This is a genomic window from Nocardia yamanashiensis (assembly GCF_021183565.1).
GTDB classification, from domain to species: Bacteria; Actinomycetota; Actinomycetes; order Mycobacteriales; family Mycobacteriaceae; genus Nocardia; species Nocardia yamanashiensis.
Genome location: NZ_CP089226.1, coordinates 2855738 through 2880384, shown reverse-complemented (window position 1 = coordinate 2880384; position 24647 = coordinate 2855738). Strand labels below are relative to the sequence as shown.

Sequence of the window (24647 nt, the reverse complement as noted above, 5' to 3'; positions counted from 1 at the left end):
ACGAGTATCGGTAAATCCACGGCGAGCATCGTCGCACGCCGCAAACACTTCGACGGCATCTCGGGCCGAAGAATAGGTGTGGTGGGCGTCGAGCGGCTTCCTCGTGAGTTCCTCGCCGGTGCGGCGAGCACGCGGGTTGCGCTCGGTGTCGCGGCGGTGGTGCTGCTGGGTAGTGCGGTTCTGTTGCCGTGGCGGCGGTTCGGGCGGGGCGAGGCCGGGTCAGCGTTCGAAGACCCCTTCGAGGCGGTTGCGTGAGCCTGGGTGGACCAGGCGGGCGACGCTTACCGGGCCCTGTTCGGACCAGGTGCGGCGGCGGATGAGGAGGCAGGGTTCGGTGCGGTCGATGCGTAGTAGGCGGCATTCTTCGGCGCTGCCGAGGACTGCTTCTACTACGTGTTCGCCGCGGGTGAGGGGGGCTACGCGGCTGAGGTAGTCGTTGGGGGTGGTGGTGGCGAAGTCCTGGTCGAGGTAGCCGGGGGCTTGGGCGGGGCTGACGTAGCGGTCCTCGACCTGGATGGGGTCGTCGTCTTCGAAATGCACGATGACCGAATGAAATGCTTTCGGGCCCAGTGACTCCCGGAGGAAGGTGTGGGTCGGGTCGATGGTTTCGGCGCGCATCAGCACCACCTCGGTGCGATGTCGATGGCCACGGCGGGTGATCTCATCGGCGATATTGCGCACCTCGAACAGCGGTGACGGCTTCTTCGTGGCGGCCACGAACGTCCCCACCCCGGCCTGCCGGACGATCAAACCGTCCGCGGTCAACTCCCGCAAGGCCCGGTTGATCGTCATCCGCGAAAGCCCCAGCGCCGCAACGAACTGATGCTCCGACGGCAGCAGATCGCCCTCCACCCAGCGATCGGCCCGGATCTGCGCCGTCACCAGCTGCTTGACCCGCTCGTAGGCGGGCATGGTGCCGCCGCCCGATTCCGCGAACAGTGCGGCGAGTTCCCGTTCGCCGTCGCCCGTCGTCATGCCCGCACCCGCTCCTCGCCCACGATCCGCTTCGATCCCGCAGCCTACCGGCCCGGAAACCCCCGGCTTGACAGTTGTATAGACAGGACTATACAACTTGGTGCAGGGTGCGACCCAGCACACAGCACGGGCCCGGCGCGGGAGGCGTCACAGGGGACCGCCGCGGCAACCAGTCGAGATTCGAGGACACCACCATGGACATCAGTTCGCCCGGCCACGAGGCCAGGACCGTGCGCGCGCCCCGCGGCAGCGAGCTCACCACCCTGGGCTGGCAGCAGGAGGGCGCGCTGCGCATGCTCATGAACAATCTCGATCCGGAGGTCGCCGAGCATCCCGATCACCTGGTGGTCTACGGCGGGACCGGGCGGGCGGCGCGCAGCTGGGCGGCGTTCGACGCCATGGTCGCGACGCTGAAGACGTTGAAGAACGACGAGACCATGCTGGTGCAGTCCGGTAAGCCGGTCGGCGTCTTCCGCACGAACGAATGGGCCCCGCGCGTACTGCTGGCCAACTCGAATCTGGTTGGCGACTGGGCGAATTGGGAGGAGTTCCGGCGGCTGGAGGAACTCGGTCTCACCATGTACGGGCAGATGACCGCCGGTTCGTGGATCTACATCGGCACCCAGGGCATCCTGCAGGGCACCTACGAAACCTTCGGCGCGGTGGCCCGCAAGCGCTTCGGCGGCACGCTGGCCGGAACCATCACGCTCACCGCAGGATTGGGCGGCATGGGCGGCGCGCAGCCGCTCGCGGTCACCATGAACGAGGGCGTGGCCATCTGCGTGGATTGCGATGTCACGCGCATCGACCGCCGCATCGCGCACAAGTACCTGGACGTGAAAGCCGACAATATCGAGCACGCCCTGGAACTGGCGGTAGCGGCCCGCGACGAGCGCCGCCCGCTGTCCATCGGCGTGGAAGGCAATGCGGCCGAGGTGTTTCCGGCGCTGCTGGCCGCCGACGCCCCGATCGACATCGTCACCGACCAGACCTCGGCGCACGACCCCCTGGCGTATCTGCCGATCGGCGTGGACTTCTCGGACATGAAGACCATGTCGGAGAAGGACCCCGTCTGGTTCACCGAACAGGCCCAGGACTCCATGGCCAAGCATGTGGCCGCCATGGTCGGCTTCCAGGACAAGGGCGCGGAAGTCTTCGACTACGGCAACAGCATTCGCGACGAAGCCCGCAAGGGCGGCTTCGATCGCGCCTTCGACTTCCCCGGTTTCGTGCCCGCCTACATTCGCCCGCTCTTCGAGGAGGGCCTGGGCCCGTTCCGCTGGGCCGCGCTGTCCGGCGACCCCGCCGATATCGCCGCCACCGACAAGGCCATTCTCGAACTGTTCCCCGAGAACGAGCACCTGCGCCGCTGGATCACCATGGCGGGGGAGAAGGTCGCGTTCGAGGGCCTGCCCGCGCGCATCTGCTGGCTCGGCTACGGCGAACGCCATCTCGCGGGCCTGAAGTTCAACGAGATGGTCGCCAGCGGCGAACTGTCCGCCCCCGTCGCCATCGGCCGCGACCACCTGGACTCCGGTTCGGTCGCCTCCCCCTACCGCGAAACCGAATCCATGAAGGACGGCTCCGACGCCATCGCCGACTGGCCGCTGCTGAACGCCCTGGTCAACACCGCTTCCGGCGCGTCGTGGGTGTCCATTCACCATGGCGGCGGCGTCGGTATGGGACGGTCGATCCACGCCGGCCAGGTGTGCATCGCCGATGGCACCGAACTGGCGGCCCGCAAGATCGAGGCCGTTCTCACCAATGACCCCGGCATGGGCGTCATCCGGCACGCCGACGCCGGCTACGACCACGCCATCGCGACCGCCGCCGAGCGCGGCGTCCGCATTCCGATGTCCGAGCAGCACTAGATCCACCGCGGTCGCAGTCAGAAAGAAGGCAGAGACCATGACGCAAGACGGTCCCGCCGAGGTCGTTCTCACCCCGGAACGGCACACCATCGACGTCATTCCCGACGCCGAACGCCACGGCAGTCCGCGCAGCCAGTTCACGCTGTGGTTCGGGGCGAACATGCAGATCACCGCCATTGTCGATGGCGCGCTGGCGGTCATCTTCGGCGCCGACGCGCTGTGGGCGATCATCGGCCTGCTGATCGGCAACGTTGCCGGTGGCGCGGTGATGGCCTTGCATTCCGCGCAGGGCCCGAAACTCGGTCTGCCGCAGATGATTTCCAGCCGCGCCCAGTTCGGGGTGCGGGGCGCGGTGGTGCCGCTGCTGCTGGCCATCCTGATGTATCTGGGCTTCGCCGCCACCGGCACCGTGCTGGCGGGGCAGGCGGTGGCCAAGGTGCTGCACATCGACAGTCCCGTGCTGGGCATGGTGATCTTCGGGACGCTGACCGCGATCATCGCGGTCACCGGCTACAACCTGATCCATGTGGTCGGGCGTATCGCCACCGTGGTCGGCATCGTCGGATTCACCTATCTGGCAATCCGATTGGTGTCCGAATACGACGTGGCCGATCACCTCGGCACCAAGCCGTTCGCGGTCTCGACCTTCCTGCTGGCGATTTCGCTGGGCGCCAGCTGGCAGCTCACCTTCGGCCCGTACGTGGCGGACTACTCCCGGTATCTGCCGCGCTCGACGAGTGACCGCACCACCTTCTGGTCCACCTTCCTGGGCACCGTGATCGGCTCGCAGTGGTCGATGACCTTCGGTGCGCTGATCGCCGCGGTGGCGGGCAAGAGCTTCATGAAGGATCAGGTCGGCTTCATCGGCGATCTGGCCGGGCCGGCGGCGGTGGCCGTGCTCATCTACCTGGTGATCGTCGTCGGCAAGCTGACAGTCAATGTGCTCAATGCTTACGGCGGGTTCATGTCGATCCTGACCACGGTGACGGCTTTCGAAGGGCGCAGCAAGATTTCGAGCCTGGCCCGCACGCTCTACATCGTCGGATTCACCGCCACCGCGACCCTGATCGCCGTCGCCGCCAGCGCCGACTTCCTGGCCAACTTCAAGAACTTCGTGCTGGCGTTGCTCATGGTGTTCACGCCGTGGAGTGCGATCAACCTGATCGACTACTACCTGATCTCCAAGGAGCGCATCGACATTCCCGCGCTGTACGACCCGAAGGGCCGGTACGGGGCGTGGAACGTGCCCGCGCTGGCCTGCTACGTGGTGGGCGTGGCGGTGCAGATCCCGTTCCTGGCGACCAAGTTCTACACCGGGCCGCTCACCGACAAGCTCGGCGGCGCGGACATCTCCTGGATCGTGGGCATCGTGGTCACGGCCGCTTTGTACTACCCGCTGGCGCGGCGCACCGCCAATCCGCCCGCCGCCATGATCTATCCGCCGGACGCCGACATGGCGCGAGTCTGAGAGGAATACACCGTGGGCGGCCCCGTCACCCTGGTCACCGATATCGGAACCCTGGTCACCAATGACCCCGAACTGGGGGAGGGGCCGCTCGGCCTGCGCCGGGACGCGGCCATCGCCTTCGCCGACGGGAAGGTGGTGTGGGTCGGCGACAGCGCCGGCGCGCCCGCCGCGGATCGTGCGGTGGCGCTGGGCGGGAGGGCGTTGCTGCCCGGGTTCGTGGAAAGTCATTCGCATCCGGTGTTCGCCGGGGAGCGGGCCGAGGAATTCGCGGCCCGGATGGAAGGAATTCCCTACTCCGCCGGGGGAATTCGGACCACGATCGCCGCGACCCGCGCGGCTGCCGACGATCAGCTGGCCGCCAATGCGCGGCGGCTGGTCGAGGAGGCGCTGCGGTCCGGCAGCACCACCATGGAATGCAAGACCGGCTACGGCCAGACCGCCCATGATGAGCTACGCGGGGTGCGTATCGCGGGCGAGGTCAGCGAGGAGGTCACGCTACTGGCCGCGCATGTGCCGCCGCCCGAATATGCCGGGCGCGCCGACGATTACGTGTCGATGGTGGTCGCGGACATGATCCCGGCCTGTGCGCCACACGCCAAATGGATCGACGTGTTCTGTGAACGCGGGGCCTTCGACGAGGATCAGTCCCGCACGGTGCTGAAAGCCGGTATGGCACAGGGGCTCGTCCCGCGCGTGCACGGAAATCAGCTCGGTGAAGGGCCCGGTGTGCGGCTGGCCGTCGAGCTCGGGGCGGCGTCGGTCGACCATGTCACCTACACCAGCGCCGCCGATATCGACGCGCTCGCGAACAGTTCCACCGTGGCGACCCTGCTCCCCGGCGCCGAATTCAGCACCCGCCACCCCTACCCGAATGCCCGGGCGCTCTTGGATGCCGGTGTCATCGTGGCGCTCGGCGCGGACTGCAACCCCGGCACGTCGTACACGACCAGCCTGCCGTTCTGTATCGCGCTGGCCGTTCGCGACATGCGCATGACTCCCGCCGAAGCGGTGTGGGCGGCGACCGCGGGCGGCGCGGCGGCGCTGCGCCGCACCGACATCGGGCGCTTGAGCATCGGCGCCCGCGCCGACGCGTTCGCCCTGGACGCACCGTCCTACATTCACCTCGCCTACCGCCCCGGCGTTCCCCTCATTCGCGAGGTGTGGAAAGACGGCGACCTGGTCGCGGGAGGCAATCGATGAAAACCGTGTTCGCCGTGCCGGGAGTCGCCGCGTGACCGGCGGAGCGCTGAACTCCGAAGCAGTACCCGCACAGCGCAAGCCCACCGAGAATCGCCAGGAGGGACGACATGGCTGATCCCGCAAGCAACCATGCGGATCCGATTGTGCGGGTCGATATCCCGCCCGCACCTTGGACCGGCCGCGACGACGGCCCAGGTGCCGAGCATCTGCGCTGGCATCGCGCGATCCAGCCCTATCGCCCCGAGGGGGCCGAAACCGGTTCGGCTCTCATCGGTTTCGCCAGCGACGAGGGCGTTCGCCGCAACCGTGGCCGCCTCGGTGCTGCCGGTGGACCGGCCGCACTGCGCACCGCGCTGTCCTCCATGGCTCTGGCGCAACCACTTTCGCTGTTCGACGCGGGCGATATCGCGGTCACCGACGGCGATCTGGAAGGCGGTCAGCAACGCCTGGCCGCCGCCGTCAGCGCCGTCCTGGACCGCGGTGATCTGCCCATTGTGCTCGGCGGCGGACACGAAGTGGCGTTCGGCACCTACTCGGGCGTCGCCGCCTCGGCCCTGCGCCGCGACCGTCCCCGCCTCGGAATCCTCAATCTCGACGCCCATTTCGACCTGCGCGCCGACCCGATCCCGAGCTCCGGCACACCCTTCCGCCAGATCCTCGAGGCCGAACATGCTGCCGGCGCCGACTGCGTCTATCGCGTCCTCGGCATCAGCCAGCCCGCCAACACCGCCGCGCTCTTCGACACCGCGCGCCGCTACGACGTCCGGTACCTCCTCGACGATCACTGTGGCACTACGGATTCCGACACCGTGGACGTCTTCGTCGATGCCCTCCTCGACCGCGTGGACATCCTCTACCTCACCATCGACCTGGATGTCCTCCCCGCCGCCGTGGCCCCGGGCGTCAGCGCCCCCGCGGCCTACGGCGTCCCCCTCGAAATCATCCAGCGCGTCTGCGACAAGGTCACCGCCAGTGGCAAACTCGCGGCCGTCGACATCGCCGAACTCAACCCCGAATACGATATCGATAACCGCACGGCCCGCACCGCTGCCCGCCTCATCCACCGCCTGGTGACCCGTCACAGCGCGCCGCCGGTGTAGGAGTATCCGTCAATCCGGCAGCAGGCCGAAGTGCATGGCGATCTCGCGGCGAGAGCCGTTGACGTGTTTGTGCACCCGGCGTGTGCCCGCCGAGACGACGTCGAAGTAACCGGGTGAATATCCCAGTTCCGGGCCTTGTTCCTGGTCCATCAGGCACAGGGGCCCGCCGTTGTCGATGGTCAGGTCGGCGAACCAGTTCCGCACCGAGCCGGACATCTGGAACAGGATGCTCATCCCGGTGGTGGCGGCGGTGAAACCGAATTCCAGATGGTCCGGTGCGAGCCACGACGCGTCCTGAACCAGGAGGTAGATGACGCCGATCACGCACGGGCCGCCGCCGCTGGTTCGGTGGTAGGTGCGCAGCTCGTCGTCGGGTTCGAATTCCAGCGACAGCTCGAGGTAGTTCCGGCCGGCGTCCGGGTCCAGCCGGACCGTGGTGCCGGAGCGGAAATTCGTGGTGCAGGGCATGGTGATCCGCTCTCCCGCTATCTCGACCACGGTCCGGTCGGGCCGGTTGCGGGCGGCCATGTTCTCGGCGATCGTGCGCAGTAGCGGAACCGCGCGGTCGCGGTGCACGAAAACCTGGAAGGTGTAGTCCAGCCCCATCGGTTCAGTGTGCCTGCTCGAGGACGTCCGGTGGACGGAGCGAATCAAGGAAGTCGCGGATGAGCGGGTCCGTCAGGTGCGGGTGCGTCCAGGTGACCGCGTGGGTGGCGTTCTCGGCATCGATGGTCTCCAGCCGGGTGGGACCGCCGAGCTGCCCGGCCAGCCGGCGCATCGCGGACTCGCTGTAGACCGCGTCGTGTGAGCCGTGCATCAGCAGTGCCGGGGCGGTGATTTCGTGGATGCGGTCCTCGATGCCTTTCCGCTCCAGCAGGGCGTTGGTGGCGTGTTCCAGCCGTCGCCGATCGGCGGCATGCCACTTCTCTAGCCAAGGGGCACGGTGGATTTCGGGGTCGCCGCCGATCATCTGCGCGGCGATCGGCAGCGAGACCTCCTCGAGGGGGCGGTCGCCGCGCACCCACTGTTTGAGGATGATCGATTTGTAGCCGGCGTATTCGGCGGGGTTGTAGGCGTCGGCGCGGGTGCCGATCAGGATCAGGCCGCGGACCCGCTCGGGGGATCGCAGCGCGGCCCACAGGGCGACGATGCCGCCGTGGAAGAGGCCGCCCAGGACCACCTGATCGACGCCGAGCGCGTCCGCCACGGCCCAGGCGTCGGCCGCCAGGCGCGCGTAATCGAATTCGGTTCCGGGATCGCGGGTCTCGCCGTGCCCTCGGGTATCGATGGCGATGACGCGGAAATCAGGGCTGAGCGAGGCCAATTGGGGCTGCCATTGGGTGGCATCGAGGAAATAGCCGTGGATCAAGAGCACTGCGGGACCGTCGCCGCCGGTGTCGAGGTAGTGGATCTCGGCCCCGTCATCGGTGGTGACGAACGGCATAGGTGTTCCCTCCCAGTGGCTTTCGGGTGCGTCGCGGATATCGCAGCGGCCCTCCGCCCGACCATATCAGGAACGCGTTCTAGTTCAGGGTGAGGAGCAGATAGCCCTGCGCCGGACTCGGCCGCAGCGGCAGTTCGCCGTGGAAGAGCGCGTCCACGAACGGGATTCGACGATGGTAGGCGTACAGGGAACTCGCACAGTTCACGATGGCGGGAGTGTCGAGCAGCAGGGGAATCTCGGCCAGGAAATACCGTGTGGCCACAAGACATTGCGCGAGCGAGGGCTCGGAGTCACCGGGCAGGCGGTGCCGCAGCACATTCCGCGAAGTCTCCAGGCACAGTTCGCGGAAACCGTGGTGGGAGTCGAAGAGTGCGCACACCCGGCCGTGCAGGGCCTGGAACGCCGGGCTGGATTCGAGTCGATCCCAGCCGATCACCCGATCATCGATACCGCCCAGACCGGCCGCGCCGAGCCCGTCCCGGATCCGGTTCCGCATCTTCAAGCCGTTCTCGTGCGCGCGTTTGCGGGCCTTTTCCTCGGGCATGCCGAGCGCCCGCAAAGTGAACTCGCTCGGCGTATCCGGCAGATGGAATTGCAGGCGCCCGGCGAACTCGCGGGCCGCCCACCCGGTCGCCTCGGCAATGCGCTCGCGGCTGAAATAGCTGTTGAACGGGCTGATCCCCAGCAAGAGGTGATCGCGAGCCGCGAAGATCCGAGCGCAATTCGCGGTGAGCGGCTGGGCTGCGACCTCGCACGCCGTCGGCATTGCCCAATGGTCGCACGGAGGGGATCGGGGGCTGCGGACGCGGGTCCGGAGCGGGCGGCCGATCGAAGCGAGACGGGTGGGTTGTTAAGGTGGCGGCGTGAATTCTCCGGAGGCATCCAGAAGGTAGCCGCTCGGCCTGACGTGCCGGGCGGCGTTGCGAGCATGATTCCCACGGGTCGCCGAGCGGCCGGTGGCGTGCGGTCATCGCGCAATGCCGGATGATGCCGATTCTTGCGGCCCGGGCCTGATTCGTCCTGTGCCGCAATTCATCTCGGGCGGCCACTGGTACGGAGTGCCGTCCTTGCTCAGGGGAGTTCACTCATGCCCATTGTGGTGTTCGTGCTGGCTGTCGCGGTATTCGCGCAGGGCACATCGGAATTCATGGTGTCGGGGCTGCTGGAGCAGATTCCCGGCGATGTCGGGGTGTCGCTCGGCGCGGCCGGACTGCTGACCTCGTTGTACGCGGCCGGCATGGTGCTCGGCGCGCCGGTGATGGCGATGACCGTGAGCCGCCTGCCGATCAGGTATTCGGCGACGGCGTTCCTCGGATTGTTCTGTGCCGCACACCTTGTGGGCGCGCTCGCCGAGGGGTTCGGGCTCTTGCTCGCCACCCGCGTGGTCGCGGCGGTGGCCAATGCCGGGTTCCTGGCCGTCGCGCTGGCCGCATTGCCCGGGCTGGCCGGCCCGGCGCTGCTCGGCCGGGCGACCTCGGTGGTGGTGTCCGGGGTGACGGTGGCCTGCATCGCCGGTGTGCCCGCGGGCACCCTGCTCGGGCAGCTGTGGGGGTGGCGGGCCGCGTTCTGGGCCGTGGCGGTGCTCAGCGCGGCAGTGCTGGTTCCGGTGTGGCTGATGCTCGGCAGTGACGATCGCGACGGGGACGGTGCGGCTTTCTCGATCCGGCACGAATGGTCGGCGGTGTGCCTGCGGCCGGTGCGGATCGCCGTCGCGGCGGGCGTTCTCGTCAATGCCGCCACCTTCGCCGGATTCACCTACCTCGGCACCGTCACCGCCGAGGCGTCCGGAGGCGACCATCGATGGGTGCCGCTCGCACTGGCCTTGTTCGGCATCGGATCGTTCGCCGGCGTCACCCTCACCGGCCGCTTCAGCGACAGTCACCGCAGATCGATCACCATCGCCGGAACGCTTGCGCTCGTGGGGGTTTGGCTGCTGGCCGCGCTCGTCGCGCACTCGCTGACCGGGGTCCTGGTCATGTCGATTCTGTCCGGGGCGGCGGCGTTCGGCATCGGTTCCACGCTGATCGCGACGATCGTGCAGACCGCCGCCCCCGTCGCGCCGCGCCTCGCCGGGGCCCTGGCCACCACCGCGTTCAATATCGGCGCGGTAGTCGGCCCGCTCACCGCCGGACCGGTCGTCGACCACACCGGCAGTCCCGCCGCGGCGTTCTGGTGCAGCGCCGCTCTCGCAACCGCCGCGCTGGGGGTGATCCTGGCTAGCCGGACTGCCCTTCCGGACTGAACAGTCCCGGCACCGTGAGGGCGTACTCCACGTCCTCACGCGTGCCGAGCATGGCCAGCACGCCCCGGATCATGGTGACCCGCGCGGCCGCCACGGTGGCCGGATCGGGCTCCCCGTGCGGCGCCGCGGCCGAAATCCGGAAGACCGCGAATTCGCAGATCTGCAAGGCGGTTTCGAGGTTCAGATCGACCGGGGCGGGGCGGCCCAAGGCGTCGAATTTGGTGCGGATGAGGGCGCGCAGGTCTTCGAACGCCTGCTCGCGGTAGGCCGAAACGGGGGAGCCCGGGTCGTGCAGTTCGGCGAAGAGGGGGCCGAGCATGCGCCCGTGACCGTTGGCCCAATACAGATAGGCCTCGATCATGTTGATGCCGAGCTGCACCGGCTCCTCGCTGTCGGCCACCGCATTGCCGATGCCGCCGACCAGGTCCTCGTTGGAGAGCGCGAGCAGGGCGTGCAGGGGCTCGGTGGCATTGGCGAAATAGCGGTAGAAGGTCGGGCGCGCCAGGCCGGCCTTCTCGATGATGCGGGCCACCGACAGGCCGCGCGAGCCGTGCTCGGCGAACACCTCCGAGGTGGCCAGGACGATGCGGGCGCGGACCTGATCGGCCTGCGCCTCGGTCTGCGGGGGTCGGCCGCGCCGGGCCGGGGTGACGGGTGCGCTGGTCATCGGCGGCCGGTGGGTGCCGGGTTGGGAACCCTCACAGGGATCACCGGGAGGGTTGACATGGGGTGCGTCACGCCCATTAATCTAACACTGGTGTTCATGTAACACCGATGTTCAGTAAATGGTTTCCGAACCCTCGAGAGGGCGACCAATGACGACTGCCCCGCAGCTCGCAGCTGCCGATGCGCTGCCTTTCGACCTGGTGCAGCGCCTGCTCGGCCATGCCGTCGCGGGCGGCGCGCCCGCCGTGGAGGTGTTCGCGCCCGCCACCGGAGCCAAGATCGTCGACCTGCCGCAGTCCTCGGTCGCCGATGTCGAGACCGCGTTCGCCACCGCGCGGGCCGCCCAGCGGCAGTGGGCGCAGGTCCCGGTCGCCGAGCGCGCCGCGCTGCTGCGCCGCATTCACGATCTGGTGCTGGCCGAGCAGGACACGATCCTCGACATCATCCAGCTCGAGACCGGCAAGTCGCGGGTGCACGCCTTCGACGAGGTGTCGGACGTGGCGGTCAATACCCGCTACTACGCGGCCGAGGGCAAACGCATTCTGGCGCACCGTAAACCGCGCGGCGTGATGCCGGTGCTCACCCAGGTGGAGGTGCGCAACCGGCCCAAGGGCGTGGTCGCGGTCATCTCGCCGTGGAATTACCCGCTGGCACTGGGCGCTTCGGACGCGCTGCCCGCTCTCCTCGCCGGAAACGCGGTGATCGGGCGGCCGGACAATCAGACCGCGCTGACGCTGCTGTGGGCCATCGATATCGCCGAGCGCGCGGGCCTGCCCAAGGGGCTGTGGCAGGCGGTGCTGGGGCGCGGTGCGGTGGTCGGCACCGAGGCCATCAAGCGCGCCGACTACGTCGACTACACCGGGTCCAGCGCCACCGGCCGCACCATCGCCCAGCAGGCGGGCGAGCGGCTGATCGGCTACTCCCTGGAACTGGGCGGCAAGAACCCGCTGCTGGTGCTGGCCGACGCCGACGTGTCCGCGGCCGCCAAGATCGCGGTGCGGGCCTGCTTCGCCTCCGCGGGGCAGCTGTGCGAATCGATCGAGCGAATCTATGTGCACGACAAGGTCTATGACCAGTTCGTCACCGAGTTCGTCCAGCACACCGAGAATCTCGGCCTGGGCAAGACCCTCGACTTCGGTTACGAGATCGGCTCGCTCACTTTCCCGCGCCAGCTCGACACCGTCAGCAAGCACGTCGACGATGCCGTGGCCAAGGGTGCGACGGTGCTCGCGGGCGGCAAGGCGCGCCCGGACCTGGGCCCGTACTTCTACGAGCCCACCATCCTCGAGGGCGTGCGCGAGGGCATGACCGTGTACCGCGAGGAAACCTTCGGACCGGTCGTCTCGGTCTACCGGGTGCGCACCGACGACGAGGCCGTCGAACAGGCCAACGACACCGCCTACGGCCTCAATGCCAGCGTGTGGAGCCGCGACACCGACCACGGCCGCGAGATCGCCGCGCGCGTCAACGCCGGCTCGGTGAACGTGAACGAAGGCTTCATCGCCGCCTGGGGTTCGGTCGCCGCACCGTCGGGCGGACTCGGGATTTCCGGCACCGGCCGCCGGCACGGTCCCGAGGGCCTGCTGAAATACATCGACACCCAGACCATCGCGGTGCAGCGGGTACTGCCCATCGCGCCGCTCCCCGGGATGTCCGAGCAGTTGTGGGCCAAGACGATGACGCTCTACCTGGGCGTGATGAAGACGTTGCGGCAGAAGTGATCTGCTGAACACGAGACAGGGGTACTCCAGGGTATGAAGACGGTCGAGGGCAAGAAGGTCCTGGTCACCGGTGCCGCCATGGGACTGGGCAAGTCCTTCGCGCTGCGGGCGGTGCGTGAGCGCGCGAGCGATGTGGTGCTGTGGGACATCAATGAGGAGGCGCTCAAGGAGACCGCGGCCGAGCTGGCCGCGCTCGGCGGCAGCCGGATCCACCACTACGTGGTCGACGTGTCCGATCGCGAGGCCATCGCCGAGGCGGGCGCGACCGTGCGCGACGCGGTCGGCGGCATCGACGTGCTGGTCAACAATGCCGGCATCGTGCGCGGCAACGGCTACTTCTGGGAGACCAGCAACAAGGCCGACATCGACAAGACCATGGCCATCAATTCCCTGGCGCCGATGTACATCGCCCTGGAGTTCCTGCCCGGGATGGTGGCCAACAAGGGCGTCGAGGGCCGGGTGCTGAATATCGCCTCCTCGGCCGGCCTGGTCGCCAACCCGCGCATGAGCGTGTACGCGGCCTCCAAGTGGGCGGCGCTGGGCTGGTCGGATTCGGTGCGCCTGGAGCTGGAGCAGTCCGGCAACGAGCACGTCAAGTTCACCACCGTGTGCCCGACCTACATCAATACCGGAATGTTCGACGGCGCCAAGGGATTCTGGTTCACCCCGATCCTGGAGCAGGAAGAGGTCGTCGACACCTCCTGGAACGAGATGAAGAAGGGCTCGGCGCTGGTGGTGCTGCCGTGGACCTCCAAGCTCAACCGGGCCATCTCCGGATTGCTGCCGTTGAAGGTGCGCGACTTCTACCTGAACACGGTCGGCGTCTACCACTCGATGGACGAATTCACCGGTCGCAAATAGGGATTCGCGGCGCGGGCCCGTGCGGAGAACGCTCCGTGCGGGCCCGTCGTGCATTAACGCCCGTTTCGTTGCTCGCGATAGGTATCACGACAACGGAGAAGGGTGTGAGCGATGATCGGACTGTTGATCGTGGTGGTGGCGCCGGTGGTGGCGGCCATCGTGACCGTCACGCTGGCCGGGAACCGGCAGCGTAAGCGGAACGCAGCTGAGCCAGTGAAGGAATGACGGTCACGCCGTCGAGCACATCGACGTGATCGGCGGCCCGGTTCAGCCAGAACGCTTGCAGGCCCGCGTCTCTCGCGCCGATACCGTCCACGTCGAAACGATCGCCGACATAGGCGACGTGCTCGGGTGGCAGCCCCAGCAGCTCACAGCCCGCGTGGAAGATGCTCGGATCCGGTTTGGCCGCACCGAATTCCGAGGAGCACAGCACTGCCGCACCGAAGTGTGCGTCGATGCCGACGGCCCGTAGCTTCCCCAGCTGATAGTCGAGCGAGGAATTCGACACGATCCCCAGCGCACTGGTCTCCGCCAGCTCGAGCAAGGCGGGCGCGACATCGGGGAACGCGCTCCACGCGGTGTCCCGGCACGCGGCGTAGCGCGCGAACCATTCGACCGGATCCGGCACGGCCACACCGAGATACGCCAGAAACCGCTCCGTGCGCACCAGCTGCTGCCCCGTGAAGGTCAGCTCCCCGGCCAGGTAGCGCGGATACTCTTCCTCTTCCAGCTCCCGCCACAGCGCGACGGCGGCATCGGGGGAGTCGAACCGCTCGAGCAACCCCTCCGCGGCCAGATGCCGCAGGATCCCGATCCGGGCGGTGGCCGAATAGTCGATGAGCGTGTCGTCGATATCGAACAGAATCCCGCGAATCGTCATGCCCGCGTACCGATCACCACGGTCGCACCCAGCCCGTCATCCTCCGCGACGGTCGCCACGAGCCCGTATTCGCGCATCACCGCCGCCGCGTGCGGAGCCTGCTCCTCGCTCTCCTCGACCAGCAGATGCCCACCCGGCGCGAGCCACTGCGTCGCCACCGCGGCGATCCGGCGCAGCACATCGAGCCCGTCCGCCCCGCCGTCCAAAGCCCGCCGCGGCTCGTGATCACGCGCTTCCGGTGGCATCCAAGCGATCTCGGCCGACGGCACATACGGCGTGTTCGCGAGCAGCACATCCACCCGCCCCGCCAGCTCAGCCGGTACCGGAGCGAAAAGATCACCCTCGACCACCCGGCCGCCGACCGCCTCGACATTGCGCCGGGCGCACGCCACAGCGGCGGGTTCGATATCCGCCGCGGTCAACTCGACCCCGATCCCCTCGGCGCCCAGCTCGCTCGCCAGCGCCGCACCCAGCGCCCCGCAACCGCAACACATATCGAGCACGACCAAGCGGGGGTCGGCGGGCCGAACTCCCGCGACATCCTCGGAGGCCGCCGGCCGAAACCTGGTGCGGCCGAGCGTTATCGCCTGCTCGACGAGGAATCCGGTGCGCTGGCGCGGGACGAACACGTCGCGCGCCACCGCATATCGGCGGCCGCGGAACTCGGCCCAGCCCAGCAGATGTTCCAGCGGGAAGCCCGCGATGCGCTGTGCGACAAGCTCTTCGAGCCGCACCGGATCGGTCGTCGCCGAGCGCAGCAGCGCCGCCTCGTCCTCGGCGAACACGCAGCCCGCCGCGCGCAGCCTGGCCACCAACGCGTCGGTGTCACGGGTGTCGATCTCGGGCGGGTTCACCGAGCCATTGTGCACGGCCGGTGCCGGTGCGGCGCAGGCCGGGGCATCCACACGAAAAGACCGGCCCGCCACACGGGGTGGCGGGCCGGGCTTCGCTGCGGAGATCAGCGTTCGGTGGGGAGGCGGAGCGTGCGGGTGGCATCGAGGTAGATGCCGCGCTGGTGCTGGCGCGCGGGCGGCGGCAGCTGGGAGACGAGCTGTTCGAGCGAGGTGGTCGCGCCGACGACCGGCATACCCGCGACGATGAAGTCCGAGACCGCGCGGCGGATGTGATTGGGGGAGGTCACCACGATCGCGCTGGTCGCGCCCGCCTCACGCAGGAGGGCCGTGCCGAACAGGGCGTTCTGGACCGTGGACCCGGCGCGGTGATCGGCGACGATGCGGCTCGCCGGGATGCCGTGCCCGATCAGCCAGCCCTGCATGGCCGCGGCCTCGGTGATCCCGTTCTGCGGATTGCCGCCGGACACCAGGATGGGGGACATGGGCGAGGCGATGGCCTGCAACCAGGCCGCCTGCAGGCGGTTCACCAGTTCGGGGCGCATGGAACCGTCGGGCAGCAGCCCGTACCCGCACACGGCGATACCGGTTTGCGGACCGGCAATGGCCGGAATCGGATTGGGCAGGGTGCCGACGCCGGCGCCCACGGCCCGGAACACGGTGCGGGTGCCGTCGGCCAGCTTCGGATCCAGGCCCTGCAACCGGTTGAGCGCGATCTCGCGGGTGATGAAATCGCCGGTGAAATCCGACCAGATCGCCTGCAACGACAGCGCGTGCGTGTCATCGGGCGATTCGGCGAGCAGCTGGCGCAGGTCCGCGAGCCCCGCGGCCTCGTCGCCTTCGGTGAAGTTCTCCTGTGCCGAGTTGTAGAGCGGTCCCGGATCGGCGTGGGCGGCGCCCGGCGCGAACAGGGTCAGGGCGGCCGCGGTGGCCACGAGGAAAGTGGGTAAACGCCTGGCGATCTGCACTGCTGTCGACCTTTCGGAGGGGTCACGCACGCTTGTTGCTGGCTATCTGCTCGCTTTGCTGGCAATTGGCTCGGTACCGAATGGGGACACGATACGACTGCCCAGCGCGGTTGTCGGGTATTTGCCGACGTGATTTTCGAAGGTTTGGGCGCGATCTCGGCCGGGGACGCGCGCGGAGGCGTGTCGCAGGCGTGCCGCCCCGCGTCGAATGCGGGCCGCTGCAGACGGCCCGATAGGCTGTGACCCCGTGGATACGACTTCGCTCATCGGCAAGGATCTCGCCGCCGCCATCAACGCCGACACCAAGGCGCGCGCCGCCGCGCTCACCGAGGCCGGGTCCGCCCCGCGGCTGGCGCTGGTGATCGCCAATGACGATCCGGCCAGCGCCTGGTACGTGAAGTCGCTCAATCGCGCCGCCGAACGCAATGGAATCGCTTGCGAGAACGTGGATCTCGGCGTGGACGCCACCGCCGAGGAGATCCGCGCCAAGCTGACCGAACTGTCGGCCGACGCGTCGGTGGACGCCATCATGCTGCAGACCCCGCTGCCCAAGGGCATCGGCCTGGACGACGTCAGCCCGGCCATCGCGGCCGCCAAGGACGTGGACGGGGTGAGCCCGCTGTCGCTGGGCCTGCTGTCCTCCGGACTGCCCGGCTTCCCGCCCGCGACCGCCGAGGCCGTGGTGGAACTGGCCAAGTTCCATCAGGTTCCGCTCGAAGGGCGGCACGTGGCGGTGGTGGGGCGCTCCAATATCGTCGGCAAGCCCCTGGCCCAGCTGCTGCTGGCCGAGAACGCGACCGTGACGGTGTGCCATTCGCGCACCACCGACCTGCCGTCGGTGACCTCGGCCGCCGATGTGGTCGTGGCCGCGGTGGGGCGGGCCGGGCTGATCACCGGTGAGCATGTGCGCGAAGGTGCGGTGGTCATCGACGTGGGCACCAACGAGGACGAGAACGGCAGTATCACCGGTGATGTGAATGCCGCGTCCGTGACCGGCAAGGCGTCCGCGCTGAGCCCGGTGCCCGGTGGCGTCGGCCCCGTCACCACCGCGCTGCTCATGCGTCACGTGGTGCAGGCCGCCGAGACCCAGCGCTGATCCGCCGCGACCTACCGCACGGAAAGGTCCCGGGAGCCCGGCTCCCGGGATCTTCTACTCACCAGTGCAGTGTCACCGGATCGCCGATTCCCACATTGTCGTAGAACCATTCCGCGTCGGCGGGAGCGAGATTCACGCAGCCGTGGCTGACGTTCGAATTGCCCTGGGAGTCGACCGACCACGGCGCGGAGTGCACGAAAACGCCGCCCCACGTGAGCCGTTCGGCGAACTCGCCCTGAATCAGATAACCCTCGGGCGAACTGAGCGGGATGCCGATGGTGCGCGAATCGAAGGTCACCGACCGGAAGCGTTCCAGCACCGGGAAAGTCCCGCTCGGCGACTCCCAGCCGGACTTGCCGTAGGACGCGGGCATGGTGCGCACCGGAGCACCGCCGATGTACACGGTGAACGTGTGATTGGACATGTCACCGTCGGCGGAAACCCCGCCATTGGTTTGGAATTGAGTGTGCAGGCGACCCGCCGACACCGTGATGGGTGAGGAGGCGGGCAGGAAGCCGGCCGGACTCCACCTCAGATTCCGGTCGTCTACCCAGGAGAAGTGCCCGGCCAGACTGGTTTCGGAGCTCACGGTCACGGAGCGCTCGGCACGAGCCCTGTCCGTCACCGGCTCGGAGAATCGCACGCTCACCGGTGCGGCGATTCCGACCGTCTGCCCCGGCCCCGGCGAAATCGCCTGCACCGCCGGGAGATCCGATGTCACTAGAACCGCACCCGCGGCTCCCGATCCGAACGCGGTCACCGCCGCGAGCACGGTCCCCACGATCAGAATGCGAATCGCGTTCCGCATGGTCCATCCCTCCGCCAGGGTGTGGTTCTGGATCCTCAGCCTATGACCGGATGATCCGTACCAACCGGAAATGTTCTCGCTTCGTGACCTACCCAACGGCGTGGGGCTTATGCCGTTCGCCGCGTGTCGGGTAAAGAACCTCCCGGTCGGAAGGGGGAAAATTTCTCGGGGATTACCTGCCCGAACCCCGATTGGGGGAGCAGCCACGCCCAGCCGAGCCCCCGCGTTGGCCACACCCCGGGCCGAGTAGCGGACGGTGCGGTCGGCGGCCTGATCGCCCGAGCTCCGCAGGCCAGAAGCGCTGAAGGGCGAGTAGCGGCCGATCCCACCGGCTCGAGTGGACCTGCCGGACGGCGGGCCGGCCATGTCGACGCGACGCGCCCGGCTCCAATCGGAACCGGGCGCGGGGCGGGGTGCGGGCGCTGATCAGCGGGTGATGGCGGCTACCACGTCGGCGTGAAGGGCGTCGGCGCGGGCGATGACCTCGTCAATCTGGGTCAGGACGGGGGCGAACTCGGGTTCGGAGCCGGTGCCGAGGGAAGCGACGTTGATGGCGATGTTCAGCTGGGAGCTGGCGGCGGCGGCGCGGGCGCAGTCGGCCGCGGCGCCGATGTCGGTGACCACGTTCGGGTTGCCGATGGGGAGGAGTTCGGTTGCGAGGGAGACGATTTCGTCGGCCTCGGCGACCACGGCGGCGGGGACTCGGGCCGCGCCGAGCAGGGCGGCGGTGATGGCCTCGGTGCGGGCGGCCTGCTGCTCCTCGGTGTCCTTGGGGAGCTTGTAGGCGTTGCCGACCGCGGTGAAGGCGGTGGCGTCGGCGTCGGCCAGCGCCAGGGCGCGCTCGCGGGCGATATCGGCCGCGGCGATGATGCGGTCGACGACCTCGCGATTGTCGGCATCCTTGGCGCGGGTGGTGTAGCGCGCGACCATGGCGACCAGCGCCGCGCCCTGGGCCGCGTGCAGGGCGGCCACCGCGCCGCCGCCGGGCGCGGGCACCTTCGCGGCCAGCTCATCCAGGTACCCCTGCAGTGTCGCGTCACCGAACGTGGTGATTTCCTGCGCGGTGTCCTGAGTCATGAGGGGTGGCCTCCCTTGGGATAGCGTGCGATTCGAGCGATTTCGCCGACCACGCTACCGGTCGGCGCCCGCGGTTCCCGCGCTGCCCCGGCAACCGCCCGGCTGTGCGCTGCCGCGCTGCGCCCGTCACCGCTCAGCTGGTCATCGCGCGCTGCCCGGTTACCGCCCAGCTGTTCCGCTCCCACCGTACCGCGCTCACCCCCTGCGGCCGCGGGCGCCGGTACCCGTCCGGCCGTGCCCCGGACGCTGTCGGGCCGCCAATAGTGGGTAAGGTCCCGGTCATGCGTATCGGATTGTCGATCAACTACACCGACGGCTTCAAAGAGGTGGCCGCCGAGGTCGCCGACCTGGAACGGGCCGGTCTCGATATCGTCTTCGTGCCGGAGGCGTACTCCTTCGACGCCCCGAGCGCGATCGGCTACCTGGCGGCCAAGACCGAGCGGGTGCAGCTGGCCTCGGGCATCATGCAGCTCTACACCCGCACGCCCACGCTGACCGCCATGACCGCGGCCGGTCTGGACTACGTCTCCGACGGGCGTTTCATCCTGGGCCTGGGCGCCTCCGGCCCGCAGGTGATCGAGGGCTTCCACGGCGTGCCCTACGACGCGCCGATCGGCCGCACCCGCGAGGTCCTGGAGATCTGCCGCAAGGTGTGGAAGCGCGAGCGTCTGGAATACCAGGGCAAGTACTACACCGTGCCGCTGCCCGAGGGCCAGGGCACCGGGCTCGGCAAGCCGCTCAAGCTCATCAATCACCCTGTCCGCGAGGACATTCCGGTGCTGCTGGCCGCGCTCGGCCCGAAGAACGTGGAACTGGCCGCCGAACTCGCCGAGGGCTGGCAGCCGATCTTCTACCTGCCGGAGAAGGCCGATCTGGTGTGGGGCGAATCGGTGAAAGCCGGTCTGGCCAAGCGTGATCCGGCGCGCGGCAAGCTCGAGATCTACGCCGGCCCGGCGCTGGCCATCGGCGACAATGTGGAACCGCTGCGCGAATTCGTGAAACCGCATCTGGCGCTGTACATCGGCGGCATGGGCGCCAAGGGCAAGAACTTCTACCACGCGCTGGCCACCAAGTACGGCTACGGCGCGGAAGCCGATCGCATCCAGGAGCTGTACCTGGCCGGCAAGAAGGACGAGGCCGCCAAGGCGGTGCCGGACGATCTGGTGCGCGACACCTGCCTGATCGGTTCGGCCGGTTTCGTGAAGGAACGCGTCGCCGCCTTCGCCGAGGCCGGGGTCACCGTGCTGAACGTGGTCCCGCTGGCGGGCACCCCCGCCGAGCGCGTGAAGCTCATCGAGCAGCTGCGCGACCTCGTCTGATCCGCCGCGTCGTCCCGGCCGCCGGCGCGACCCGGCCTACGCGAACGGTCCCGGCCCCACGAATTACGTTGGGGCCGGGACCGTTTCGTTTCGGCTGCCCGGGCGCGCACGCCCGGCGTCGCCTCAGTTCTGCTGCCCGCGCAGGGAGGTCAGCGCGTCACCCAGGGTGGTGTGCAGCGCGAACACCTGATCGAGGCTGGTCATCTTGAGTTGCCGGCTGGTGGCCGGGCCGTCGGCGACCACCGCGATCCGGGTGGACCCGGCCCGCTGATGCGCCGCCACCAGCACCGCCATCCCCGCCGAGGCGAGGAAGCCGACATCGGACAGGTCGATGACGAGGCCGCGCGGCTTGCCGCCCAGAATCGAATCGATCGCGTTCTCGAGCGCCGGCGCGGTGGCCAGATCGACCTCACCGGTCACGGTGAGCACCTGGACGCCTTCGTCGCCGGCGTCGGAGACCGCAGTGGTCATTGTGTCGCCCATGGGGTATCCGTCTCCGGTTGCGTTCGTCACGTTAGAACAATCTGCCATGATCCGTCCGTTCGTGCTGCATCCTCTACCACTTTACGGTCGACGAGAAACTGGGCGGTTGCGCGAAAAGCCCGGTTACCGCGTAGTTTCCGTAACGGACACGTCGGCGATGTCTCTTTTGTGCCTTCGTGTCGTCAGACACGCCCGGCGGAGAAAGCGACCGCCGGGAGTTTCAAGAGCATGCGGACCCGCGTGCCCGGTCCGGTGTGATCGATATCCAATTGGTCGGTGAGCGCGCGCATCATGGCGATCCCGCGCCCCCGGTGTCCCGGATCGGCGGGCAGCGGACGCCAATTGCCGGTATCGGTGACCACCAGGGTGACGGTGTCGATGCCCGATTCGGCGATCAGCTCCACCCGGCCGGGTTCGCCGTCCCGGTAGGCGTGTTCGATGCTGTTGCTGACCGCTTCGTTGGCGGCCGCGATGAGATCCGTGGCGACATCGGCGGGAATGGCCGCCGCGGCCAGCCAGGACTTGAGCGCCCTACGGATACCGGACAATTCGTGTGCGGCGGCGGGCAGATCCAGGTGCAGCGGTTTGGGCGGCTGCCGGTACACCACCATGGCCACGTCGTCGTCGTAGCCGCCGGTGGGGCGCAGTCGCGAGAGCACGGCGTCGGCGACCTCGCGCGGCAACAACCCGGCGGCATCGGTCAATTCGTGCGCCAGCTCGGTGAAGCGGTCGTCGATATCGACCCCGCGCTGCTCGACCAGGCCGTCGGTGAACAGCACCAGCGTGGAGCCGGGGGCCATGGCGGTGGTCGCCTCCGGCCGCCGCGCCGGATCGAAAGTGGCGAGCGGGACGGCGCGGCCGCCTTCCAGAAGCCTTCCGCGCGTACCGGGTTCGGCCAGCACGGGCGGCATGTGACCGGCGCTGGAATAGCGCACGAGCCCGCGCACCGGGTCCAGGATGGCCGCGCACACCGTCGTGCACATGGCGCCCGGAATGCGGCCCGCGACCGTGTCGAGTTCGGCGAGCAGCTGGGCCGGGCCCGCGCCGCGCAGCAGCAGAGCCCGTGCGGCGGTGCGCAATTGGCCCATGACGACGGCCGCGGACAGGCCACGGCCGACGCAATCGCCGACCACCACGCCGATGGTGCCGTCCTCGAGCCGCACCACGTCGTACCAGTCGCCGCCGATCTCCAAGGGCGGCAAGGCCGGTTCGTAATGCACCGAGAAGCGCGGCGGCAGTTCGATGGGGCCGAGCATGGCGCGTTGCAGGGTGAGCGAGGTGGAGCGGGCCTGATCGAAGTTACGGGCGCGCTGCACGGCCAGGCTCAGGTGCCCGATCAGCAACGAGAACAGCGCCCAATCGCCGGGCGTGATCACCCGGGGCGCCGGGAACCGCAGCCACAGCGCCGAATCCGCCATTTCGCCCAGCGGCGCGACGATGCCCTCCGAGCTGGACGAGCCCTCCGGAATCGCGAACAGGGTTCGGCCCGGCCGCAATCGGGCGCGGTCCAGCAGTGCGCGCGCTCGCGCGTCGAGGACCTGCCGCGATTCCCGGCCGTCGGGCGGGTTCACACTCGGCCGGGTGCCGTTGGCATGGCCGGATTCGTCCTCACGGGTGCCGCCCGCCCACGCCGCATTGCGCGGCCCGTACTCGGCGACCGGCGGAACATCCTCGGACACATACAGTTCCGGCCCGGTGTGCCGGTTGGGCCACACCGAGACCACGGCCGATTCCGCCCCGACCGCCCGGCGCAATTCCTCCAGCCCGACCGTGAGCACCTCGACCACGCTGGTGGCCGCGCCCACCGCGGTGGCGAGGCGAGAGACCGCTTGGTCGCGCGCCTGGGCATCGTGCTCGGCGGTGACGTCCCGCAGCGTGCCGACGAAGATCCGTTCGCCGTTCTCGGGTTTCACCAGCGAACTGGTGCTGACCGCCAGCCACAGCTGCCGGCCGTCGCGATGGCGGATGGGCATGACGAACCGCGCGGCATCGGTGCCGAGATCGGGATAGCGCGGCGATTCGGGAATGGTCCAGGGATGGGGGAGTGGATACGGCGCATCGTCGGGGCCGTATCCGGTGAGCGCGCCGAACGCCGAGTTCACCTCGATCAGCGTGCCCTGCGCGTCCACCACGAAGAACCCGTCCTGCAACGACTCCACCAGCGCCGTGCGGAAGGCATCGCGCCCGGCGAGATCGTCTGCGCGCGAACGCTCCTGCTCGTAGCGCCGGGTGCCGTCGAGGAAGCCGCGGGTGGCGACGTCGAGCGCGGCCATGGTCTGCAGCAGGAACTCCAGCGCGGCTTCCGACCGGTCGGTCGTGTCCGGTCCGGGCAGCAGCCCCTCCTGCTCCAGAATCCGGAAGTGATGCTCGGTCAGGTCGAGAATGCTCACCCCCTCGACCAGCGCCCGTCGCCCGAGTTCGTACCCCTCGGCCAGGGTGTTCTGATTCGGCGCCCGCAGGTGCAAACGCAGCGCACTCGTGTACGCCTCGCGGAATGCCGCCAGCACCGTACTCATGTGCGGCTCTTCGGCCCGGTGTGTCCGCGATGCCGCGCGGCCAGCACCAGCGCGTCATCGGTGTCCTTGGCGTGGCGCGCCAGAATCCCGGCGGTCAGTTCGGAAGTCGGCTTCCCCAAATCGATTCCGTCCGCGTAATCGGTGGTGATCCCGTCGGTGGACATGAGCAGCAGATCGCCCGGCCGCACCGCCACCGTCTGCGGTTGCAGATTCGGCGGCAGCAGATAGCCGACGATGCCGCCGGTCAGCAGAGCGGTGGCGCGCACGGCGGGTTTGCCGGGAGCCGCTGCCACGATGCGGGATTCGACATTGCCGACACCCAGCCAGGTCACTTTGTCACTGGTGTCGAACACGGCGAGGGAGACCGCCGCGCCGCGGGTGTCGGACATGGCGCGATGGCACAGCAGCATCAATACGTCCAGGGGTTCGGCGCGGTTCTCCGCCAGCACCTGCGCGGCGCGATCGGAGGCATCGGCGGCGGCCGCTCCGTGCCCGAGCCCGTCCAGCACCGCGAAAAGCACCGAGCCGCCACCGGCATCGAGTACCACGGATCGGTCCCCGGACACCCGCTGCCCGGGTAGTGCGCGTCCCGCGACAGCCCATTCGATCGCGCCGATGAACCCGTCCTCACGCACCGCTGGGCACCCACTTCCACATTTCGACGAGGGTGCCCTGGCCCGGATCGGAGGTGATGAGCATGCCGTCCATCAGGCGGCGCGCGCCCGGAAGACCCAGGCCCAGACCGCGTCCGGTGGAATAGCCGTCCTCCATGGCGCGGTCGATATCGAGAATGCCCGGGCCCTGATCGGAGGCCTGGACCACCATGGACCGGCGGCCTTCGCGATCCTGCACGGTGAGCCGGATCTCCCCGGTACCGGCGTAACTGGTGATGTTGCGCGCCACCTCCGAGATAGCGGTGGCGATCATGGTGCGATCGGAGAGCGAGAACCCGAGCCTGCTTGCCAGCTCCAGTCCCGCTTGCCGAGCGGTGACGATGTCATTGGACACCTTTACCGCGATCACCACGTTTTCAGCGGCCACGATCACGACCGTCTTGTTGCGAGCGGTTGCTCATCTGCTGCTGCGAGCGGTTGGCCTGCT

Annotated in this window: 23 protein-coding genes; 9 read left to right on the top strand and 14 right to left on the bottom strand. The window is 68.7% G+C overall.

Translation table 11 applies throughout. The features are described from left to right. Positions 1-219: 219 nt before the first annotated feature. Positions 220-975: a histidine utilization repressor gene (gene hutC / locus LTV02_RS13960; RefSeq protein ID WP_233040417.1), complete on the bottom strand. Its 756-nt coding sequence runs from the start codon at positions 973-975 to the stop codon at positions 220-222. Between the two features lie 194 nt (positions 976-1169). Here hutC and hutU point away from each other — a divergent pair, with 194 nt between their 5' ends. The 4 genes from hutU to hutG all read left to right on the top strand — a co-directional run bounded on the left by hutU (position 1170) and on the right by hutG (position 6614). Next, on the top strand, positions 1170-2846 hold the full coding sequence (gene hutU, locus LTV02_RS13955) for a urocanate hydratase (RefSeq protein WP_233040416.1): 1677 nt from the start codon (positions 1170-1172) through the stop codon (positions 2844-2846). Positions 2847-2883: 37 nt separating this feature from the next. Next, positions 2884-4314, top strand: coding sequence for a purine-cytosine permease family protein (locus LTV02_RS13950; protein ID WP_233040415.1), 1431 nt, complete (start codon positions 2884-2886; stop codon positions 4312-4314). A 12-nt stretch (positions 4315-4326) separates the two neighbouring features. After that, positions 4327-5514, top strand: coding sequence for an imidazolonepropionase (gene hutI, locus LTV02_RS13945; protein ID WP_233040414.1), 1188 nt, complete (start codon positions 4327-4329; stop codon positions 5512-5514). Between the two features lie 107 nt (positions 5515-5621). Beyond that, the gene (gene hutG / locus LTV02_RS13940; RefSeq protein ID WP_233040413.1) at positions 5622-6614 is read left to right on the top strand and encodes a formimidoylglutamase; all 993 of its coding nucleotides are present in this window, start codon (positions 5622-5624) and stop codon (positions 6612-6614) included. Positions 6615-6623: 9 nt separating this feature from the next. Here hutG and LTV02_RS13935 read toward each other — a convergent pair whose 3' ends face one another. The 3 genes from LTV02_RS13935 to LTV02_RS13925 all read right to left on the bottom strand — a co-directional run bounded on the left by LTV02_RS13935 (position 6624) and on the right by LTV02_RS13925 (position 8824). Continuing rightward, positions 6624-7220 (bottom strand): hypothetical protein, encoded by a 597-nt coding sequence (locus tag LTV02_RS13935; protein WP_233040412.1) that lies wholly within the window; start codon positions 7218-7220, stop codon positions 6624-6626. 4 nt (positions 7221-7224) lie between these two features. Next, positions 7225-8058, bottom strand: a complete 834-nt coding sequence (locus tag LTV02_RS13930; RefSeq protein ID WP_233040411.1) for an alpha/beta fold hydrolase — start codon at positions 8056-8058, stop codon at positions 7225-7227. Positions 8059-8137: 79 nt separating this feature from the next. Further along, the gene (locus tag LTV02_RS13925; RefSeq protein WP_233040410.1) at positions 8138-8824 is read right to left on the bottom strand and encodes a tRNA-dependent cyclodipeptide synthase; all 687 of its coding nucleotides are present in this window, start codon (positions 8822-8824) and stop codon (positions 8138-8140) included. A gap of 321 nt (positions 8825-9145) precedes the next feature. Between LTV02_RS13925 and LTV02_RS13920 the strand changes: the two genes are divergently transcribed. Next, a complete protein-coding gene (locus LTV02_RS13920; protein ID WP_233040409.1) occupies positions 9146-10300 on the top strand; it encodes a Cmx/CmrA family chloramphenicol efflux MFS transporter in 1155 nt (384 codons plus the stop codon). Here the strand turns inward: LTV02_RS13920 and LTV02_RS13915 are convergent. After that, on the bottom strand, positions 10275-10967 hold the full coding sequence (locus tag LTV02_RS13915) for a TetR/AcrR family transcriptional regulator (protein ID WP_233040408.1): 693 nt from the start codon (positions 10965-10967) through the stop codon (positions 10275-10277). The two genes, LTV02_RS13920 and LTV02_RS13915, sit on opposite strands and share 26 nt — an antisense overlap. Before the next feature lie 148 nt (positions 10968-11115). Between LTV02_RS13915 and LTV02_RS13910 the strand changes: the two genes are divergently transcribed. Together LTV02_RS13910 and LTV02_RS13905 are read left to right on the top strand one after the other, a co-directional pair. Further along, on the top strand, positions 11116-12687 hold the full coding sequence (locus tag LTV02_RS13910; RefSeq protein WP_233040407.1) for a succinic semialdehyde dehydrogenase: 1572 nt from the start codon (positions 11116-11118) through the stop codon (positions 12685-12687). 33 nt (positions 12688-12720) lie between these two features. After that, positions 12721-13548, top strand: coding sequence for an SDR family NAD(P)-dependent oxidoreductase (locus LTV02_RS13905; RefSeq protein WP_233040406.1), 828 nt, complete (start codon positions 12721-12723; stop codon positions 13546-13548). A gap of 166 nt (positions 13549-13714) precedes the next feature. Here LTV02_RS13905 and LTV02_RS13900 read toward each other — a convergent pair whose 3' ends face one another. The 3 genes from LTV02_RS13900 to LTV02_RS13890 form a co-directional block, all read right to left on the bottom strand. Further along, positions 13715-14428, bottom strand: a complete 714-nt coding sequence (locus tag LTV02_RS13900; protein WP_233040405.1) for an HAD family hydrolase — start codon at positions 14426-14428, stop codon at positions 13715-13717. Beyond that, complete coding sequence (locus LTV02_RS13895) at positions 14425-15282, bottom strand: putative protein N(5)-glutamine methyltransferase (protein WP_233040404.1); 858 nt, start codon at positions 15280-15282, stop codon at positions 14425-14427. The genes LTV02_RS13900 and LTV02_RS13895 overlap by 4 nt, the downstream gene beginning before the upstream one ends. 104 nt (positions 15283-15386) lie before the next feature. Continuing rightward, positions 15387-16214 (bottom strand): YdcF family protein, encoded by an 828-nt coding sequence (locus tag LTV02_RS13890; protein ID WP_233040403.1) that lies wholly within the window; start codon positions 16212-16214, stop codon positions 15387-15389. Positions 16215-16455: 241 nt separating this feature from the next. Between LTV02_RS13890 and LTV02_RS13885 the strand changes: the two genes are divergently transcribed. Continuing rightward, positions 16456-17343 carry a bifunctional 5,10-methylenetetrahydrofolate dehydrogenase/5,10-methenyltetrahydrofolate cyclohydrolase gene (locus LTV02_RS13885; RefSeq protein ID WP_408639360.1) on the top strand — a complete coding sequence of 296 codons (888 nt, stop codon included), beginning with the start codon at positions 16456-16458 and terminating at the stop codon, positions 17341-17343. Positions 17344-17401: 58 nt separating this feature from the next. On the opposite strand, the gene LTV02_RS13880 is transcribed toward LTV02_RS13885, so the two are convergent. Together LTV02_RS13880 and LTV02_RS13875 are read right to left on the bottom strand one after the other, a co-directional pair. Then, a complete protein-coding gene (locus LTV02_RS13880; RefSeq protein ID WP_067709636.1) occupies positions 17402-18151 on the bottom strand; it encodes a L,D-transpeptidase in 750 nt (249 codons plus the stop codon). Between the two features lie 426 nt (positions 18152-18577). Then, complete coding sequence (locus LTV02_RS13875) at positions 18578-19228, bottom strand: cyclodeaminase/cyclohydrolase family protein (protein WP_233040401.1); 651 nt, start codon at positions 19226-19228, stop codon at positions 18578-18580. A gap of 281 nt (positions 19229-19509) precedes the next feature. Here LTV02_RS13875 and LTV02_RS13870 point away from each other — a divergent pair, with 281 nt between their 5' ends. After that, positions 19510-20547: an LLM class F420-dependent oxidoreductase gene (locus LTV02_RS13870; protein WP_233040400.1), complete on the top strand. Its 1038-nt coding sequence runs from the start codon at positions 19510-19512 to the stop codon at positions 20545-20547. A gap of 123 nt (positions 20548-20670) precedes the next feature. Here the strand turns inward: LTV02_RS13870 and LTV02_RS13865 are convergent, their stop codons facing one another. The 4 genes from LTV02_RS13865 to LTV02_RS13850 all read right to left on the bottom strand — a co-directional run bounded on the left by LTV02_RS13865 (position 20671) and on the right by LTV02_RS13850 (position 24587). Then, positions 20671-21018: an STAS domain-containing protein gene (locus LTV02_RS13865; RefSeq protein WP_067710110.1), complete on the bottom strand. Its 348-nt coding sequence runs from the start codon at positions 21016-21018 to the stop codon at positions 20671-20673. 194 nt (positions 21019-21212) lie between these two features. Next, on the bottom strand, positions 21213-23546 hold the full coding sequence (locus tag LTV02_RS13860) for a SpoIIE family protein phosphatase (protein ID WP_233040399.1): 2334 nt from the start codon (positions 23544-23546) through the stop codon (positions 21213-21215). Further along, entirely contained in the window at positions 23543-24181 is a 639-nt protein-coding gene (locus LTV02_RS13855; RefSeq protein ID WP_067709629.1) for a SpoIIE family protein phosphatase, read from the bottom strand. Before LTV02_RS13855 ends, LTV02_RS13860 begins: the two co-directional genes overlap by 4 nt. Further along, positions 24174-24587 carry an ATP-binding protein gene (locus LTV02_RS13850; RefSeq protein ID WP_233040398.1) on the bottom strand — a complete coding sequence of 138 codons (414 nt, stop codon included), beginning with the start codon at positions 24585-24587 and terminating at the stop codon, positions 24174-24176. Before LTV02_RS13850 ends, LTV02_RS13855 begins: the two co-directional genes overlap by 8 nt. Positions 24588-24647 lie beyond the last annotated feature (60 nt).

Excerpts from the sequence above, each read along its gene's own strand:
- hutC (WP_233040417.1), bottom strand. The coding sequence starts at position 975 with ATGACGACGGGCGACGGCGAACGGGAACTCGCCGCACTGTTCGCGGAA.
- hutU (WP_233040416.1), top strand. The coding sequence starts at position 1,170 with ATGGACATCAGTTCGCCCGGCCACGAGGCCAGGACCGTGCGCGCGCCC.
- LTV02_RS13950 (WP_233040415.1), top strand. The coding sequence starts at position 2,884 with ATGACGCAAGACGGTCCCGCCGAGGTCGTTCTCACCCCGGAACGGCAC.
- hutG (WP_233040413.1), top strand. The coding sequence starts at position 5,622 with ATGGCTGATCCCGCAAGCAACCATGCGGATCCGATTGTGCGGGTCGAT.
- LTV02_RS13935 (WP_233040412.1), bottom strand. The coding sequence starts at position 7,220 with ATGGGGCTGGACTACACCTTCCAGGTTTTCGTGCACCGCGACCGCGCG.
- LTV02_RS13930 (WP_233040411.1), bottom strand. The coding sequence starts at position 8,058 with ATGCCGTTCGTCACCACCGATGACGGGGCCGAGATCCACTACCTCGAC.
- LTV02_RS13925 (WP_233040410.1), bottom strand. The coding sequence starts at position 8,824 with ATGCCGACGGCGTGCGAGGTCGCAGCCCAGCCGCTCACCGCGAATTGC.
- LTV02_RS13920 (WP_233040409.1), top strand. The coding sequence starts at position 9,146 with ATGCCCATTGTGGTGTTCGTGCTGGCTGTCGCGGTATTCGCGCAGGGC.
- LTV02_RS13915 (WP_233040408.1), bottom strand. The coding sequence starts at position 10,967 with ATGACCAGCGCACCCGTCACCCCGGCCCGGCGCGGCCGACCCCCGCAG.
- LTV02_RS13910 (WP_233040407.1), top strand. The coding sequence starts at position 11,116 with ATGACGACTGCCCCGCAGCTCGCAGCTGCCGATGCGCTGCCTTTCGAC.
- LTV02_RS13905 (WP_233040406.1), top strand. The coding sequence starts at position 12,721 with ATGAAGACGGTCGAGGGCAAGAAGGTCCTGGTCACCGGTGCCGCCATG.
- LTV02_RS13900 (WP_233040405.1), bottom strand. The coding sequence starts at position 14,428 with ATGACGATTCGCGGGATTCTGTTCGATATCGACGACACGCTCATCGAC.
- LTV02_RS13885 (WP_408639360.1), top strand. The coding sequence starts at position 16,456 with ATGCGGGCCGCTGCAGACGGCCCGATAGGCTGTGACCCCGTGGATACG.
- LTV02_RS13880 (WP_067709636.1), bottom strand. The coding sequence starts at position 18,151 with ATGCGGAACGCGATTCGCATTCTGATCGTGGGGACCGTGCTCGCGGCG.
- LTV02_RS13875 (WP_233040401.1), bottom strand. The coding sequence starts at position 19,228 with ATGACTCAGGACACCGCGCAGGAAATCACCACGTTCGGTGACGCGACA.
- LTV02_RS13870 (WP_233040400.1), top strand. The coding sequence starts at position 19,510 with ATGCGTATCGGATTGTCGATCAACTACACCGACGGCTTCAAAGAGGTG.
- LTV02_RS13865 (WP_067710110.1), bottom strand. The coding sequence starts at position 21,018 with ATGACCACTGCGGTCTCCGACGCCGGCGACGAAGGCGTCCAGGTGCTC.
- LTV02_RS13860 (WP_233040399.1), bottom strand. The coding sequence starts at position 23,546 with ATGAGTACGGTGCTGGCGGCATTCCGCGAGGCGTACACGAGTGCGCTG.